The following is a 15,491-nucleotide window of genomic DNA, read 5'->3' as shown; positions in this document are numbered from 1 at the left end:
CTGCCTCCGGGTTGAAACCGAATGAGATTACAGGCAGTTTAAACGTTGGAGTAGACTCCAGGGTCAAGCGATATTTGAGAGGGCGGAACCGGAAGGTTCCGCCGCAGTGATTTTAATACCGGTTACAAATAAAGCGATCGCACAATCAGGAAATGACCGCCGAAATAGCAGGCAGCAACTAGCCCGTCGGCGACGCGGAACTTGAACCGGTAACGGCTGAGCAACCAGAAAATATTGCCCAGCAGAAGCAGGACGGTTCCGCAGAACAGCGAGAATGCCATGTCGGTGCTGCGCGCGAAATACTGTTCTCCCGCCAGCCAGACCATCAGCAGCGTCATCGCGATGTAAGTGGTTACTGCCCATTTAAGCTCGGCCAGCCTTGACCAGATAACCGCCAGCAGCAGCGTGCCAATGACCAGCAAGGCCAGCGGTAGCGGCCAGAAAAAGGTAATCGTCATCTGGCTGGCGAAACTGAGCGTATACAGCAGATGCGAAAGGAAGAACGCGCCGAGGGCGTACATAAACCGCTCTTCTGGCAACAGCAGCAGGCCATCGGCCACCAATGTCGCCGCCAGACCCAGCAGGATCAGATAGCTGTACACATTGAGCGTCGGTGCCTGCCAGGCGAGTAAGAGCAGCAGTAATAAGGTGACAGGTTTGAAGACCCAGCGCTGCCAGCGCAGGCCGCGGTAGCTGGCATCAACGAACAACCAGCCGGAAAAAAATACAGCGAGGAATGGCCAACTCATTGTTTATCCTTTTATATTTCAAAACAAAACATCAAACCCATGCCAGTGTCTGCGTGCAGGAAAACGCATCCTGTTTTCCTGTATTTGATCTCAGTGTAGGAGACTGGCGCTGCCTTCGACAATCAGAAATCCCTGTTTCAGGCTGTGTGGCGAATTCCCACATGCTAAATTAGGCTGATTGCATTATCGCCTTCATCTTCAACGAATACAGACAAACAATGACTAAACCTCCGATGATTTTTATTGCGTTTATCGTGGTCATCGCGATTTTCGCCACCCGCCAGTATTTTCAGCAGCGCCGTACCAATGCTGATAACGACGCCGCGCCGCTTCGTACATTGCAGGTGGAAGTGACGGCCAAGCGTGAATACCTGTCGCCCAACCGGCGATCGCGCCAGCGGGAGCAGATCCCGGTCGAAGATAAAAAGTATGAAGGCTATTTCAAACCGCAAAACAGCGGTTCAGAGCTGAAACTCGTGCTGGATGAAGCGGCATATCACCAGCTGGCGAAAGGCCAAAAGGGGGTATTAAGCGTGAAGGGCAGCCGTTTTGTGGCTTTTACGGCGCAGGACGCGCCGTAAAAACAGAGATTACTTTTTGGTTGGCAGCGGCGGTTGTTTCTTCTGCCATGCCATCAGTTCAAACACGCCAAACAGAAAAATGCGCGTTTGCAGCCACGGGCCAATCGTATCTTTTTCTTTCCCCTGCGTGGCTTTAAGCAACATCACTTGCAAACCGTGCATGAAGAACATGAAGACAATCGCCACATCCAGAAAGTATTTGATCGGTTTCGGGAATGGATGAATCAGGTTAAACGCCAGAAACCCCCAAATACACAACATCAACAACCGACCAATATTGATCAACATCTTACTGCTCCTGTTCAGGTGAGCCGGTTTCAGGCGTCACATCGCGATGGTAAAGACGATAAGCAACTTGTCCGGCGACTTTCTCACGGTGTAACCGCCAGCTGGCGGGCACATCAAGTGTGTCGTGTTCGGCTTCCGTTTCGACGTAAATCCAGGCCTCGTCAGCCAGCCACTGATTTTGCTCGAGCAAATTCAGTGTGTCTTGCAGAATGCCTTTGCGAAAAGGCGGATCGAGGAAAACCACGTCAAAGGCGCTTCCGGCTTTTGCCAGCCAGTTCAATGTATTGACGTTAAATACTTTCGCATCTTTGGCGTTTAGCAGCGCCAGGTTTTTCTCTAACTGTTGCGCAACCGGGCGTTCGAACTCCAGCAGGGTGGCGCTGGCGGCATAGCGTGACAACGCTTCCAGACCCAGCGCGCCGCTGCCGGCAAAACAGTCCAGACAATGTGCGCCCTGTAACACCGGCGCGAGCCAGTTAAACAGCGTTTCGCGCACGCGATCGGTCGTCGGGCGCAGACCCGGACTGTGTGGAACCGGAAGTTTACGTCCGCGCCAGAGTCCGCCAATAATTCGGATTTGGCCTGCGGCGGGAGTGTTGGGTTTCTTTGCCATAGTTCGCTTGTGTAATCCGAAGCCGTCGGCTTCGTTGCATATCGTTTGGAGGGCTATTCTACCGGTGTGCGGGGAATGGGCAAATGTTTAACATGGGCGATTGAAAAACCAGCGGAATTCAACACGCGGGCGTGTTGCCGGAAGGGGAAAGTGATAGACTGCCCGACTATAACCCTATTAATAATCCGTTCGCCAATCATTAGCGGCGAGGAGTGAAGTTGTAAAATGGCTAAAGATAAAAAACGCGGTTTCTTCTCCTGGTTTGGCCGTGGCCGTCAGGAAGAAGAGCAGCAGAAAGAAGAAACGCGCGAAGAGGTGCCGGTTGTCGAAGAACCCGGCGTTCCCGTTGAGCCGGAACCGATCGCCGAACCTGAGCCGGTTATCGAGCCTGAACCCCTGACAGAACCGGAACCCGATGTTGAGGAGCCTGCACGTTTAGAGGCTGCTGAGGAACTGGCAGAAGAAATTGTTCACATCACAGAACAGGTGGCGGCGCAGCAGGTCATTGAAGAATCTGCGGTTGCTGAACCTGTTGTTATTGAAGCGGAAATCGAAGAACCCATTATTGTTGATGCGCCGGTCGTTGATGAACCGGTGGTATTGGAAGAGCAGATCATTGAAGACGACTTCGTTGAGTCAGCGGCTGAAATCGCCGAAGACGCCCGCGAAGATTCCCTGGATGCGGTCGATGATAATGTCGTCGTTGAAAATGAGCCGCTGCCGGTCGCGATGGATCCTATCGTTGTGCTGCCTGCCGGGGAAACCGAGCAGGAACGCCCGACCAAAGAAGGTTTCTTTGCCCGCCTGAAACGCAGCCTGGTGAAAACCAGGCAGAATCTTGGCTCGGGCTTTGTCGGCCTGTTCCGCGGTAAGAAAATCGACGACGATCTGTTCGAAGAGCTGGAAGAACAGCTGCTGATCGCCGACGTTGGTGTCGAAACGACGCGCAAAATCATCACTTCTCTTACTGAACACGCTTCCCGCAAGCAGCTTAAAGACGCCGATGCGCTTTACGGCAAGCTGAAGGAAGAAATGTCCGAAATTCTGTCAAAAGTAGAGCAGCCACTGGATGTCAGCGGAAAAACCCCGTATGTCATTCTGATGGTCGGCGTAAACGGCGTCGGGAAAACCACCACCATCGGTAAAATGGCGCGTCAGTTTGAAGCGCAGGGTAAATCGGTGATGCTGGCGGCGGGCGATACGTTTCGTGCGGCGGCGGTGGAGCAATTGCAGGTCTGGGGTCAGCGCAACAAGATCCCGGTGATTGCACAGCATACCGGCGCGGATTCAGCTTCCGTGATTTTCGATGCCATTCAGGCGGCCAAAGCCCGCGGTATCGACGTGTTGATCGCCGATACCGCGGGACGTCTGCAAAACAAAGCGCATCTGATGGAAGAGTTGAAGAAGATCGTCCGCGTGATGAAGAAACTCGACGAAGACGCGCCGCATGAGGTTATGCTGACGCTTGACGCCAGCACCGGCCAGAATGCGGTCAGTCAGGCCAAATTGTTTAACGAAGCAGTCGGGCTAACCGGCATTACGTTGACTAAACTGGACGGCACCGCAAAAGGCGGCGTGATATTCGCCATCGCCGATCAGTTCAGCATTCCGATTCGTTATATCGGGGTCGGCGAAGGTATCGAAGATTTGAGGCCGTTTAAGGCAGACGATTTTATTGAGGCACTTTTTGCCCGAGAGGATTAATACGGATGATTCGCTTTGAACAGGTCAGTAAAGCTTATCTGGGCGGACGACAGGCGCTTCAGGGCGTCAATTTTCACATCCAGCAAGCGGAAATGGCATTTCTGACCGGTCACTCTGGTGCGGGTAAAAGTACCCTGCTGAAGCTGATTTGCGGCATTGAGCGTCCGAGCGCCGGGCAGATTTTGTTTGGCGGCCACGACATCAGCCGCCTGAAATCCAGTGAAGTGCCGTTCCTGCGCCGTCAGATAGGGATGATCTTCCAGGATCACCATCTGCTGATGGATCGCACCGTGTACGACAACGTGGCGATGCCACTGATTATCGCCGGTGCCAGTACGGAAGACATTCGTCGCCGCGTATCGGCCGCGCTGGATAAAGTCGGGTTATTGGATAAAGCCAAAAACCTGCCGATCCAGCTGTCCGGTGGTGAGCAACAACGTGTGGGCATTGCCCGCGCGGTGGTCAACAAGCCTGCGGTGCTGCTGGCGGATGAACCGACCGGTAACCTTGACGGTGAACTGTCGGAAGGTATCTTGCGTTTATTCGAAGAATTTAACCGGGTTGGCGTCACCGTGCTGATGGCGACGCATGACGTGGGTCTGATTGCCCGTCGTAATTACCGCACGCTGACGCTGAGTCAGGGCCGGATGTCGGGAGGAGTGTACTAATGGCGAACAGTCCAAACCCGACGAAAACCGCAAAAAGCGCCCGCGCAGCGAAAAGTAAAGCGTTGCAAGGGGGCTGGCGTGAACAGTGGCGCTATGCGTGGATGAACGCGCTGGCGGACATGCTGCGTCAGCCGCTGGCCACGCTGCTTACGGTAATGGTGATTGCGATTTCCCTGACCCTGCCGAGCGTATGTTATCTGGTATGGAAAAACGTCAGTACGGCGGCCGAACAGTGGTACCCGACGCCACAGCTGACGGTGTATCTCGACAAAGCGCTGGATGACAACGCGGCCGAAAACGTGGTGAAAACCCTTAAAACCGAAGCGGGCGTCGATAAAGTCAACTATCTCTCCCGCGAGGAAGCGATGGGCGAATTCCGCAACTGGTCTGGCTTTGGCGGCGCGATGGATATGCTTGAGCAAAATCCGTTGCCTGCGGTGGCCATCATTACGCCGAAAATGAATTTCCAGGACTCTGCAACACTCAACACCTTGCGCGATCGTGTGGCGGCTGTGCAGGGCGTGGATGAAGTGCGTATGGACGACAGCTGGTTTGCCCGTCTGGCGGCGCTAACCGGTCTGGTGGGTCAGATAGCCGCGATGATCGGCATCCTGATGGTGATCGCTGTGTTCCTTGTCATTGGTAACAGTGTGCGTCTGAGCATCTTCAGCCGCCGCGATACCATCAACGTCATGAAGCTGATAGGCGCGACCGACGGCTTCATTTTGCGGCCCTTCCTCAATGGGGGCGCGATGCTCGGGTTCACAGGCGCATTGCTGTCGCTGGTACTCTCCGAAGTACTGGTGCTGCGCCTTGAGAGCGTGGTGACTCAGGTCGCACAGGTCTTCGGTACGACCTTTGACCTGCACGGGCTGGGCTGGGACGAAAGCCTGCTGCTGTTGCTGGTTTCCGCCATGATTGGATGGATCGCCGCCTGGCTGGCGACGGTGCAACATTTACGGCGATTTACACCACAGTAGCGAATTTTTGCTATAATCTCCCCCTGCTGCTCAAGAATCGTGTCACAGGGGGAGAGCTGCTTCACATCATTTCGCATCATCTTTTCCTGCTTTCCCCGCAATGGCACAAATTCACTATCCAATAGTCAGTCTGTCACTTAGAGTCTTCAGACTGTTGAAACCGTCCCTGAACTTTATGTAAAATTCGTGGTCGAAGAGCAGCGAATATGAAGGGCTCGGCGTTGCTTTGTTGTGGTCACTTTTCGTTAAAAGCAGACCGGCAGCGAGGCGGTATCATCCCGCAGCAACGTGGTATAAAACCTGCATTACGTCATACATGAGAGGCTTGAATGACCAAAGAAATGCGCGCTTTAGCATTAGTACCCCAAGGTAGCCTGGAAGCCTATGTTCGGGCGGCCAATGCCTATCCTATGCTCACCGCAGAGGAAGAACGGGCGCTGGCTGAACGGCTGCATTACGACGGTGACCTGGAAGCGGCTAAACACCTGATCCTGTCTCACCTGCGCTTTGTTGCTCACATTGCCCGCAACTATTCAGGTTACGGTTTGCCACAGGCAGACCTTATCCAGGAAGGTAACATCGGCCTGATGAAAGCGGTTCGCCGTTTTAATCCGGAAGTCGGTGTGCGTCTGGTGTCCTTTGCGGTGCACTGGATCAAAGCAGAGATTCACGAATATGTGCTGCGTAACTGGCGCATCGTGAAAGTCGCGACTACGAAAGCACAGCGTAAGCTGTTCTTTAATCTGCGCAAAAACAAACAGCGTTTGGGCTGGTTCAGCCACGACGAAGTGGAGCACGTTGCCCGCGAATTGGGTGTGACCAGCAAAGATGTGCTGGAAATGGAATCGCGCATGGCCGCACAGGACATGACGTTCGACCCAACGCCGGATGATGAACCACGCGACGGCGCGGCGATGGCGCCGATGCTGTATCTGCAAGACAAGAGTTCTGACTTCGCAGAAAGCATCGAAGAAGATAACTGGGATCGTGACGCGACAGACAAACTCTCTTCCGCGATGGAAGGTCTGGACGAACGTAGCCAGGATATCATTCGTGCGCGCTGGCTGGATGACGACAATAAATCCACTCTGCAGGAACTGGCCGATAAGTACGGCGTTTCAGCAGAACGTGTTCGTCAGCTGGAAAAGAACGCGATGAAGAAACTGCGCGTGGCGATCGAAGCCTGATAAGTGCGTTTCTGACGTGAAAAAGCGACCTTCGGGTCGCTTTTTTTATACCTGAAACCCAGACGTTATTTCTTCCAGACATTCCCTTCGCGTACAAACCTGCACGCCCGCATAAACGCATCCAGTACTCTTTCAGGTTCCGCCTTCATCTCCCAGCTGTTGATTTGAGGCAACTGTACCTGCGTATCTTCCATCAAATATAACCCAACGCCGCGACGGCGTGTCACTTCACGCACCAGCAGGTCACTGAGTTCGGCGTGTGTGCCGTTTAGCCGGATTTTCACTGCGCCCAGAATACGTTCGTTGAAGACGGCAGCGAATAACGCACGGTCCGGCTTCAGGCAGTTTTGCCAATCGCTTTCGGTTTGCTCAGGCCAGATTTTTGCCAGATCAATCAGGTCTTGTGCGCTGAGTGAAGTGAGTCTTTGGATAGTTAATTTCATGAGGCGGACAGGTCAGAAAATGGGAAAGCCAGTGTAGCGGAATCCACTAAAAACGGTGCGTAACTTTTTTTGTACAGTATCAAGTCGAAAACTTTTTTTCAGATCCCTGTATAAGCGATAAATGTTGGCTTTAATCAATAATGCCAGCGTTAACCACTGATTGTTTGAAAAGGAACCGCGTATTCGCCCAGATAAAATTCTGTTTACACCTCATATTTCTGATTGTGCTATTTGATTTGCAGAAGAAAATTCCTGTTTAATGATATGAATTATAAAGTCTTATTTGAAAATTAGACGAAATAAGCCGGTAACTCGTTATTACTTATACTAAATTTCTTAAGTGATGATGTTTTGAACAGGCAAAGAAAGAGCAAACCACAACACACATCAACGGGGTAATCGGATGAAAGTAACAAAGGGTAAGATCTGGCTGGCAGGGTGTATCGCGTTGGCAATGAGCCAGGCTGCGTTTGCAAAAGACATTAAAGTTGCCATCGTCGGCGCAATGTCAGGGCCGGTTGCCCAGTATGGCGATATGGAATTTACGGGCGCAAAACAAGCTATCGCTGATATCAACGCCAAAGGCGGCGTAAAAGGCGACAAACTGGTTGGCGTCGAATACGACGATGCGTGTGACCCGAAACAAGCCGTCGCCGTGGCGAACAAAGTGATCAACGACGGTATCCGTTACGTGATCGGCCATCTGTGTTCTTCTTCTACTCAGCCCGCTTCCGATATCTATGAAGACGAAGGCGTGCTGATGATTACGCCAGCCGCGACCAACGCGGATTTGACCACCCGTGGTTACAAAATGGTGATGCGCACCACCGGTCTGGATTCCGATCAGGGCCCGACGGCGGCGAAATACATCCTCGACACCATTAAGCCAAAACGTATTGCCGTTGTGCATGACAAACAACAGTACGGCGAAGGCTTGGCACGCTCTGTTCAGGACGCGCTGAAAAAAGGCGGCGGTAACGTCGTGCTGTTTGAAGGTGTGACCGCAGGCGACAAAGATTTCTCCACGCTGGTGGCACGTCTGAAGAAAGATAACGTCGACTTCGTGTACTTTGGCGGCTACTACCCGGAAATGGGCCAGATCCTGCGCCAGTCCAAACAGGCCGGTCTGAACGCCAAATTCATGGGGCCGGAAGGCGTGGGCAACTCCTCACTGTCTAACATCGCCGGTGATGCGTCTGAAGGGATGTTCGTTACCCTGCCAAAACGCTATGACCAGGTGCCGGCTAACCAGCCAATCGTTGATTCCCTGAAAGCCAAGAAACTGGATCCAACCGGTCCGTTCGTCTGGACGACTTACGCCGCATTGCAGGCGCTGACCACCGGTATGGAACGCAGTGGCAGCATGGAACCGGCAGACATTGCTAAAAACCTGAAATCAGCTTCAGTGGATACCGTCATGGGACCGCTGAGCTGGGATGAGAAGGGCGATCTGAAAGGATTCGAATTCGGTATTTTCGAATGGCATAAAGACGGCACGTCTACCCCTATCAAATAAAACCGCACCAAAGTGGTCCTCCGCTCCCTCCCTGTGAAGGGGAGGGCTGGGGTGGGGTATTAATGGCAACTGTGTTGTTTACTAAACTCCCTCCCAACCTCCCCTTCGCAGGGGGAGGAGTAGCACAAGTTATCAAACCCTTGATTTATAAGGATAGGGTATGTCAGAGCAGTTCCTCTATTTCACTCAGCAGATGTTCAACGGCGTAACGTTGGGCAGTACTTACGCGCTGATCGCCATCGGTTACACCATGGTTTACGGCATTATCGGCATGATCAACTTCGCCCACGGCGAGGTGTATATGATCGGCAGCTATGTCTCCTTTATCGTGATTGCCGCCCTGATGATGATGGGTATCGATGCCAGCTGGTTGCTGATCGGTGCCGGATTTATCGCGGCGATTGTGATTTCCAGTGCCTACGGCTGGAGTATTGAACGCGTGGCATATAAGCCGGTGCGTAACTCCAAACGTCTGATCGCACTGATTTCCGCCATCGGGATGTCCATATTCTTACAAAACTATGTCAGCCTGACGCAGGGCTCGCGCGATCTCGCCTTACCGAGCCTGGTCACCGGCCAGTGGACGATCGGCGAAACTAACGGCTTCGCGGCGACCATCAGCACCATGCAGCTGATCATCTGGGTTGTGACCTTTATCGCCATGCTGGCACTGACGCTGTTCATTCGCTATTCGCGCATGGGCCGTGCCTGCCGCGCTTGCGCTGAAGATCTCAAAATGGCGAGCCTTCTTGGGATAAGCACAGACCGTGTGATCTCCCTGACGTTTGTTATCGGCGCTCTGATGGCGGCGGTGGCAGGTGTGCTGCTCGGTCAGTTCTATGGTGTGATTAACCCGTACATCGGCTTTATGGCCGGGATGAAAGCCTTCACCGCGGCGGTGCTTGGCGGTATCGGCAGCATTCCGGGCGCAATGATCGGCGGCCTGATCCTTGGCGTGGCCGAAGCGCTGACTTCCGCTTATCTGAGTACTGAATACAAAGACGTGGTCTCCTTCGCGCTTCTGATCGTCGTGTTACTGGTGTTGCCGACCGGTATTCTGGGCCGTCCGGAGGTAGAGAAAGTATGAAGCGCCTGAACCTCTTAAATGCGCTGGTCTCTGCGTTTGTCCTGCTGATTCTGGCGGCATTCATCATGGGGCTGCAACTTAGCCTCGACGGCACCAAACTGGTGGTGAACGGCGCGGGCGAAGTGCGCTGGACGTGGATCGCCATCGGCTGTGCGATTGTCTTTGTTTTCCAGCTGTTCCGCCCGATGGTGAGCAGCGGTCTGAAGAAAATCTCCGGGCCGGGCTGGGTTCTGCCGAGTTTTGACGGCTCGACGCCGAAACAAAAACTACTGGCGCTGGTTCTGATCATCGCTGCTGTCGCCTGGCCGTTTATCGTCTCGCGTGGCACGGTGGACATCGCCACGCTGACGCTCATCTACATCATGCTGGGTCTCGGTCTGAACGTCGTCGTGGGCTTATCGGGCCTGCTGGTGCTGGGCTACGGCGGTTTTTACGCCATCGGCGCCTACACCTACGCGCTGCTCAACCATTATTATGGAATTGGTTTCTGGGAGGCATTACCGCTGGCCGGGTTGGTCTCGGCGGCATTTGGTTTCCTGCTCGGATTCCCGGTGCTGCGGTTGCGAGGTGATTATCTGGCGATCGTGACGCTCGGTTTCGGCGAAATCGTGCGTATTCTGCTGCTCAATAACACCGAATTGACCGGCGGCCCGAACGGCATCAGCCAGATCCCCAAACCGACGCTGTTCGGACTGGAATTCAGCCGGACACCGCGCGACGGTGGCTGGGACACGTTCAGCAACTTCTTCGGCGTCGCCTATGACCCGAGCGACCGCATTATCTTCCTTTACATGGTCGCGCTGCTGCTGGTGGTCGCCACGCTGTTCATCATCAACCGTTTGCTGCGGATGCCGCTGGGCCGTGCGTGGGAAGCGCTGCGTGAAGATGAAATCGCCTGCCGCTCTCTTGGCCTGAATCCGACCCGCATCAAACTCACCGCGTTCACCATCAGCGCTGCGTTTGCCGGTTTCGCCGGTACGCTGTTTGCTGCACGTCAGGGCTTCGTCAGCCCGGAATCCTTTACCTTTGCGGAATCCGCTTTCGTGCTGGCTATCGTGGTGCTCGGCGGAATGGGCTCACAGTTTGCGGTCATCCTGGCGGCTATCCTGCTGGTAGTGTCGCGGGAGCTGATGCGTGATCTTAACGAATACAGCATGTTACTTCTCGGTGCTTTGATGGTGCTGATGATGATCTGGCGTCCGCAGGGCTTACTGCCGATGAAGCGCCCGCAGCTCAAACTGAAGCTGTCTAAAAAACAAATCGCCGATCAGGGGGAACAGGCATGAGCACGCAACCTCTGTTAGCCGTTGAAGGTCTGACGATGCGTTTTGGCGGCCTGCTGGCAGTCAATAACGTGGCGCTGAACCTTAATCAGGGCGAAATCGTTTCACTGATCGGCCCGAACGGTGCCGGTAAAACCACGGTGTTCAACTGCCTGACTGGTTTCTACAAACCGAGCGGCGGCACCATCAAACTACGCGAACAGCATCTTGAAGGATTGCCGGGGCAGAAAATTGCCCGTATGGGCGTCGTCAGGACATTCCAGCATGTGCGACTGTTCCGCGAAATGACGGTGATCGAAAACCTGCTGGTCGCCCAGCATCAGCATCTGAAAAGTGGCGTGCTGGCCGGTTTGTTCAAGACGCCGGGCTTTCGCCGTGCCGAAGCTGATGCACTGGATCGCGCCGCCGACTGGCTGGAGCGCGTCGGTTTACTTGAGCTGGCGAACCGTCAGGCGGGCAATCTGGCGTACGGTCAGCAGCGTCGTCTGGAGATTGTTCGCTGCATGGTGACGCGTCCGGAAATCCTGATGCTCGATGAGCCTGCTGCCGGTCTGAATCCACGCGAAACCGAAGAGCTGAACCAGCTGATCGCCGAACTGCGTAACCAGCACAGCGTGTCGGTGTTGCTGATTGAGCACGATATGAAACTAGTGATGGGCATTTCTGACCGCATCTACGTGGTAAATCAGGGTACGCCGCTGGCGCAGGGCACACCGGCTGAAATTCGTAACAATCCGGATGTGATCCGTGCGTATCTTGGCGAAGGGTAAGGGACAGAACACGATGTTGTCATTCAATCAGGTATCCGCTCATTACGGCAAAATTCAGGCGCTGCACGAAGTCAGCCTGAGCATTAATAAAGGTGAAATCGTCACGCTGATCGGCGCGAACGGCGCGGGGAAAACCACGCTGCTCGGCAGTTTGTGTGGCGAACCGCGCGCGTCGCACGGCTCGATTATTTTCGAAGGGCAGGACATCACGCAGTGGCAGACCGCCAAAATCATGCGCGGCGATATCGCGATTGTGCCGGAAGGCCGTCGCGTATTCTCGCGGATGACGGTGGAAGAAAATCTGGCGATGGGCGGCTTCTTTGCCACTCGTGAACAGTTCCACTCGCGTCTGGAGCGCGTTTTCCAGCTGTTCCCGCGCCTGAAAGAGCGTCGCGTCCAGCGTTCCGGCACCATGTCCGGCGGTGAGCAACAGATGCTGGCGATTGGTCGTGCGCTAATGAGCCAGCCGCGTCTGCTGCTGCTCGATGAACCTTCACTCGGGCTTGCGCCGATCATCATTCAGCAGATTTTCGACACTATCCAGCAACTGCGCGAAGAGGGGATGACCATCTTCCTGGTGGAGCAAAACGCCAATCAGGCGCTGAAACTCGCCGATCGCGGTTATGTGCTGGAGAACGGTCATGTCGTGCTGGAAGACACCGGCGCGGCGTTGCTGGCCAACGAAGCGGTGCGCGCGGCGTATTTAGGCGCTTGATATTACAATAATAAATTTGAAACCAGTCTGGTTGGGCAGACTGGTTTTGAGTTACGTTAAGTTGGCGTAACACGGCGTGGCTCTATATATTTTACTCCGGGCAGGCCGCCATTTGCCCATACTTCCGCCGCATCGAAAAACTGCTGTTTATGGCCTGGTTCTGCGAGACAGGCGGCAATACCTTGTAGGTTCACCCCATGCTGTTTAAGCCAATATAATATACGGACAAAACTGCCCTTATCCGGACGGTAGTGTCCACTCTTACTTGTTATCGCAACCACCTTGCCATTATCTACGGCTATTTCTCCTGCAGATTGTACAGGAGCCCCACTCAAAAAACTGGAGTGATGGAAAACATCCGTCTTATGATTATTAGCGTAAAGACTATTATCTGGCGCCATAACAAATATAGCCCAGCCTTTTCCCATTGAAGCTGTTTTCATATTTCCAGTGTGGAATTCTTCATGGCGAGAGTTATAAATAATACCGTTTTTGACATAAATTTTTTTATCCTCACGTTGTGCACTGTTCAGATAAGAAACCCCTTTATCAAGCTTATACATCAATATCGGCCCTGAATTTTTTTTCAGCATGTCAGGGATATAGAGTTCACGCAGCCAGTCAATGAAATTCAGATGTGTGGATGAATTCTTCCATACTGATAGAGGTGAAGGGGTATCGAAGATGGGGTGCGTTAGCGGGAAGTGATTTTCAACTATCATTTCTGGCCAATACTCTTCATCCAAAATGTGATGTGCTTTCCCGTTAGAACCTGCAACGCCATTAAGTAAGGGTTTCACTACCGCCCTGACTTTTGCCCATCCTTCTTGGCCGTATCCGAGACTCTGGCCCGTCACTCGTTGACTGGCGAGTTTTTCAACACGATTAAGCGCCTGAGCATACAGCGTTATCACTGCCGCTGCACGGTGACCGGCCGGTTTGTTATCAACATATATTTTACACGCTTTACAAATTAAGAGTAATTTATCAGCTTCCTCGGCGAATGATTCCTTTGATAATTTCCCATATTCTCTCAGGCGCTTGTCAATATTCAGCAGGTAAATATTTTTTCTTCTGCAAGATAATCCTAAACTTGACTCTTCAATGAATTCATTTTCTGTCCATATTTCATTTAGCATATAATTATATCTCTTTATTAATATATTAATTCTAAATATGTTAAGTTTAATTACTGTATTTGATTTGCACTATCCGGTTTTATTCTTTCACCCAATGTTTTTGGGTGATTTAAAATTAAACATGATTGGATTTCAAGTTGTTCTCATAATATTGACTCTGTCAAAATGAATTTTCCATTATTTATACATCTATTACTGGACTCTAATCAGAAAGCTTTATATGACTGATATCGCACCAGCCCTGTTCAGCAAGTAAATACGCGGTTCAGCAGTGTATGCAGTGATACGTATTCGTCCTGCGCCTGGGCGAAAAGGGCATGGTCATCCTCCCGTGGAACTGAACACTAGCCAGGTGTTGAAGGTTGCTGGCCGTGGTGGCGTGCTGGGAAATACGGATACCCGCTTTGCGGGTGAATGAAGCCGTATGCAGACCTATCTTGGGGCGTAAAATCCGGCGATAATCAGCTGCAGATCGCATCATTAAAAAACCGCACTGCAGGCGCTTTGCGGTTTTTATTTTTGGTTTAAATTACCCTACTTAACATCTCATTAAATTTTACGCATCATTTGGAGCAACAATGAACACAGAAGGTTTACTCGCCGCCCGTATGGTCAGGCTCAAAAGTTCAGCCATCCGGGAACTGCTCAAACATAGCAAAATGGAAGGCGTTATTTCGCTGGCGGGTGGCATTCCTTCTTCGGCGCTGTTTGATTTCGATGGCCTGCGTGAAGCCACGCAAAGGGCGATCACTGAACAGCCTGAGCACGCATTCCAGTACGGCCTGACGGAAGGCAGTCATACGCTGCGTGAGCGTATTGCTGAGCTATGCGCAGAGCGCGGCGTGGTGGCCAGTGCTGACGATATCGTGGTCACCGCCGGTTCCCAGCAGGCGCTGGATCTGGTGATGCGTGCCGTCGTGAACCCGGATGATATTTTCGTGGTGGAACGCCCGACCTATCTGGCGGCGTTACAAACGCTGGAACTCGCCGAAGCGCAGATTCTTTCCGTCGGTTCTGACGGCGACGGCATGATTGTCGATGAACTGGCTGAGTTGCTGAAAACCCGCAAAATCAAAGGCGTCTATCTGGTGCCGACATTCGGCAACCCGAGCGGCGTAACCCTGAGCCGTGCGCGTCGTGAGCAACTGGTGCAACTGGCGACTCAACATGAATTCCTGATTGTGGAAGATGATCCGTACGGCGAATTGCGTTTTACCGACGAACGCCAGCCGACGCTGTTTGAGCTGTCCAAAGCGCTCTACGGCAACGCCGAGAACATCATCTACACCTCGACGTTCTCCAAAATTCTGGCACCGGGCCTGCGTCTGGGCTGGGTGATCATGCCTGACTGGTTGCTGCATAAAGTGGCGATCATTAAACAGGCGGCAGATTTGCACGCCAGTGCGCTGTCGCAGTCGATAGCCGAATGCTATCTCGGCCTGGGGCGTCTGCCTGCGCAGATCGAAACCATCCGCGCTGCATATAAAAAGAAATGTGAAGTCATGGCTGAGCTGCTGGAACGTGAGCTGGGCGACGTACTGACCTTTGAATATCCGAAAGGCGGGATGTTCCTGTGGGCGCGTTTTCGCGAGCCGCGTAACTGCGCCGAGTGGATGAAAAAGACGTTAGAGCAGGGCGTGGTGTTTGTGCCGGGCGAATTCTTCTATGCCGACAACCCGGATCACTCCACCTTCCGTCTGTCTTTTGCCACCGCGACCGAAGAGCAAATGCACGAGGCCGTTGCCCGCCTGAAACGCGCGCTGTAATC

At 53.1% G+C, this 15,491-nt stretch carries 16 protein-coding genes; 11 read left to right on the top strand and 5 right to left on the bottom strand.

Annotated elements, in window-relative coordinates; all coding sequences use genetic code 11:
* Positions 1-122 precede the first annotated feature (122 nt).
* A complete protein-coding gene (locus tag I2123_RS00700) occupies positions 123-749 on the bottom strand; it encodes a lysoplasmalogenase (protein WP_213051584.1) in 627 nt (208 codons plus the stop codon).
* A gap of 218 nt (positions 750-967) precedes the next feature.
* Between I2123_RS00700 and I2123_RS00695 the strand changes: the two genes are divergently transcribed.
* Complete coding sequence (locus I2123_RS00695) at positions 968-1,330, top strand: DUF2500 domain-containing protein (RefSeq protein ID WP_213051583.1); 363 nt, start codon at positions 968-970, stop codon at positions 1,328-1,330.
* Between the two features lie 9 nt (positions 1,331-1,339).
* Here I2123_RS00695 and I2123_RS00690 read toward each other — a convergent pair whose 3' ends face one another.
* Together I2123_RS00690 and rsmD are read right to left on the bottom strand one after the other, a co-directional pair.
* A complete protein-coding gene (locus I2123_RS00690; RefSeq protein ID WP_112165564.1) occupies positions 1,340-1,618 on the bottom strand; it encodes a DUF1145 family protein in 279 nt (92 codons plus the stop codon).
* A 1-nt stretch (position 1,619) separates the two neighbouring features.
* Complete coding sequence (gene rsmD, locus I2123_RS00685) at positions 1,620-2,231, bottom strand: 16S rRNA (guanine(966)-N(2))-methyltransferase (RefSeq protein WP_112165566.1); 612 nt, start codon at positions 2,229-2,231, stop codon at positions 1,620-1,622.
* A 225-nt stretch (positions 2,232-2,456) separates the two neighbouring features.
* On the opposite strand from rsmD, the gene ftsY reads away from it, so the two are divergent.
* The 4 genes from ftsY (at position 2,457) to rpoH (ending at position 6,770) form a co-directional block, all read left to right on the top strand.
* A complete protein-coding gene (gene ftsY / locus I2123_RS00680; protein ID WP_213051582.1) occupies positions 2,457-3,935 on the top strand; it encodes a signal recognition particle-docking protein FtsY in 1,479 nt (492 codons plus the stop codon).
* A gap of 5 nt (positions 3,936-3,940) precedes the next feature.
* Positions 3,941-4,603 (top strand): cell division ATP-binding protein FtsE, encoded by a 663-nt coding sequence (gene ftsE / locus I2123_RS00675; RefSeq protein WP_112165570.1) that lies wholly within the window; start codon positions 3,941-3,943, stop codon positions 4,601-4,603.
* Positions 4,603-5,583: a permease-like cell division protein FtsX gene (ftsX, locus tag I2123_RS00670; protein ID WP_112165572.1), complete on the top strand. Its 981-nt coding sequence runs from the start codon at positions 4,603-4,605 to the stop codon at positions 5,581-5,583. The genes ftsE and ftsX overlap by 1 nt, the downstream gene beginning before the upstream one ends.
* A 329-nt stretch (positions 5,584-5,912) precedes the next feature.
* Complete coding sequence (gene rpoH / locus I2123_RS00665) at positions 5,913-6,770, top strand: RNA polymerase sigma factor RpoH (RefSeq protein WP_112165574.1); 858 nt, start codon at positions 5,913-5,915, stop codon at positions 6,768-6,770.
* A gap of 65 nt (positions 6,771-6,835) precedes the next feature.
* On the opposite strand, the gene panM is transcribed toward rpoH, so the two are convergent.
* Entirely contained in the window at positions 6,836-7,213 is a 378-nt protein-coding gene (gene panM, locus I2123_RS00660) for an aspartate 1-decarboxylase autocleavage activator PanM (protein ID WP_213051581.1), read from the bottom strand.
* A gap of 403 nt (positions 7,214-7,616) precedes the next feature.
* On the opposite strand from panM, the gene I2123_RS00655 reads away from it, so the two are divergent.
* The 5 genes from I2123_RS00655 (at position 7,617) to livF (ending at position 12,584) form a co-directional block, all read left to right on the top strand.
* Positions 7,617-8,729 (top strand): branched-chain amino acid ABC transporter substrate-binding protein, encoded by a 1,113-nt coding sequence (locus I2123_RS00655; RefSeq protein WP_112165578.1) that lies wholly within the window; start codon positions 7,617-7,619, stop codon positions 8,727-8,729.
* Positions 8,730-8,889: 160 nt separating this feature from the next.
* Positions 8,890-9,816, top strand: coding sequence for a high-affinity branched-chain amino acid ABC transporter permease LivH (gene livH / locus I2123_RS00650; protein ID WP_112165580.1), 927 nt, complete (start codon positions 8,890-8,892; stop codon positions 9,814-9,816).
* Positions 9,813-11,102 carry a high-affinity branched-chain amino acid ABC transporter permease LivM gene (locus tag I2123_RS00645; RefSeq protein ID WP_213051580.1) on the top strand — a complete coding sequence of 430 codons (1,290 nt, stop codon included), beginning with the start codon at positions 9,813-9,815 and terminating at the stop codon, positions 11,100-11,102. Before livH ends, I2123_RS00645 begins: the two co-directional genes overlap by 4 nt.
* The gene (livG, locus tag I2123_RS00640; protein ID WP_112165584.1) at positions 11,099-11,869 is read left to right on the top strand and encodes a high-affinity branched-chain amino acid ABC transporter ATP-binding protein LivG; all 771 of its coding nucleotides are present in this window, start codon (positions 11,099-11,101) and stop codon (positions 11,867-11,869) included. The genes I2123_RS00645 and livG overlap by 4 nt, the downstream gene beginning before the upstream one ends.
* A gap of 13 nt (positions 11,870-11,882) precedes the next feature.
* On the top strand, positions 11,883-12,584 hold the full coding sequence (gene livF / locus I2123_RS00635; RefSeq protein ID WP_112165585.1) for a high-affinity branched-chain amino acid ABC transporter ATP-binding protein LivF: 702 nt from the start codon (positions 11,883-11,885) through the stop codon (positions 12,582-12,584).
* Positions 12,585-12,640: 56 nt separating this feature from the next.
* On the opposite strand, the gene I2123_RS00630 is transcribed toward livF, so the two are convergent.
* Entirely contained in the window at positions 12,641-13,723 is a 1,083-nt protein-coding gene (locus I2123_RS00630; RefSeq protein WP_213051579.1) for a hypothetical protein, read from the bottom strand.
* Positions 13,724-14,301: 578 nt separating this feature from the next.
* Between I2123_RS00630 and I2123_RS00625 the strand changes: the two genes are divergently transcribed.
* Positions 14,302-15,489: an aminotransferase-like domain-containing protein gene (locus I2123_RS00625; protein ID WP_112165587.1), complete on the top strand. Its 1,188-nt coding sequence runs from the start codon at positions 14,302-14,304 to the stop codon at positions 15,487-15,489.
* Positions 15,490-15,491 lie beyond the last annotated feature (2 nt).

It is taken from the genome of Rahnella inusitata (assembly GCF_018288855.1).
In the GTDB taxonomy this organism is placed as follows: Bacteria; Pseudomonadota; Gammaproteobacteria; order Enterobacterales; family Enterobacteriaceae; genus Rahnella; species Rahnella inusitata.
The sequence above is the reverse complement of the archived record's forward strand: the minus strand, read 5'-3'. Positions and strand labels throughout refer to the sequence as shown.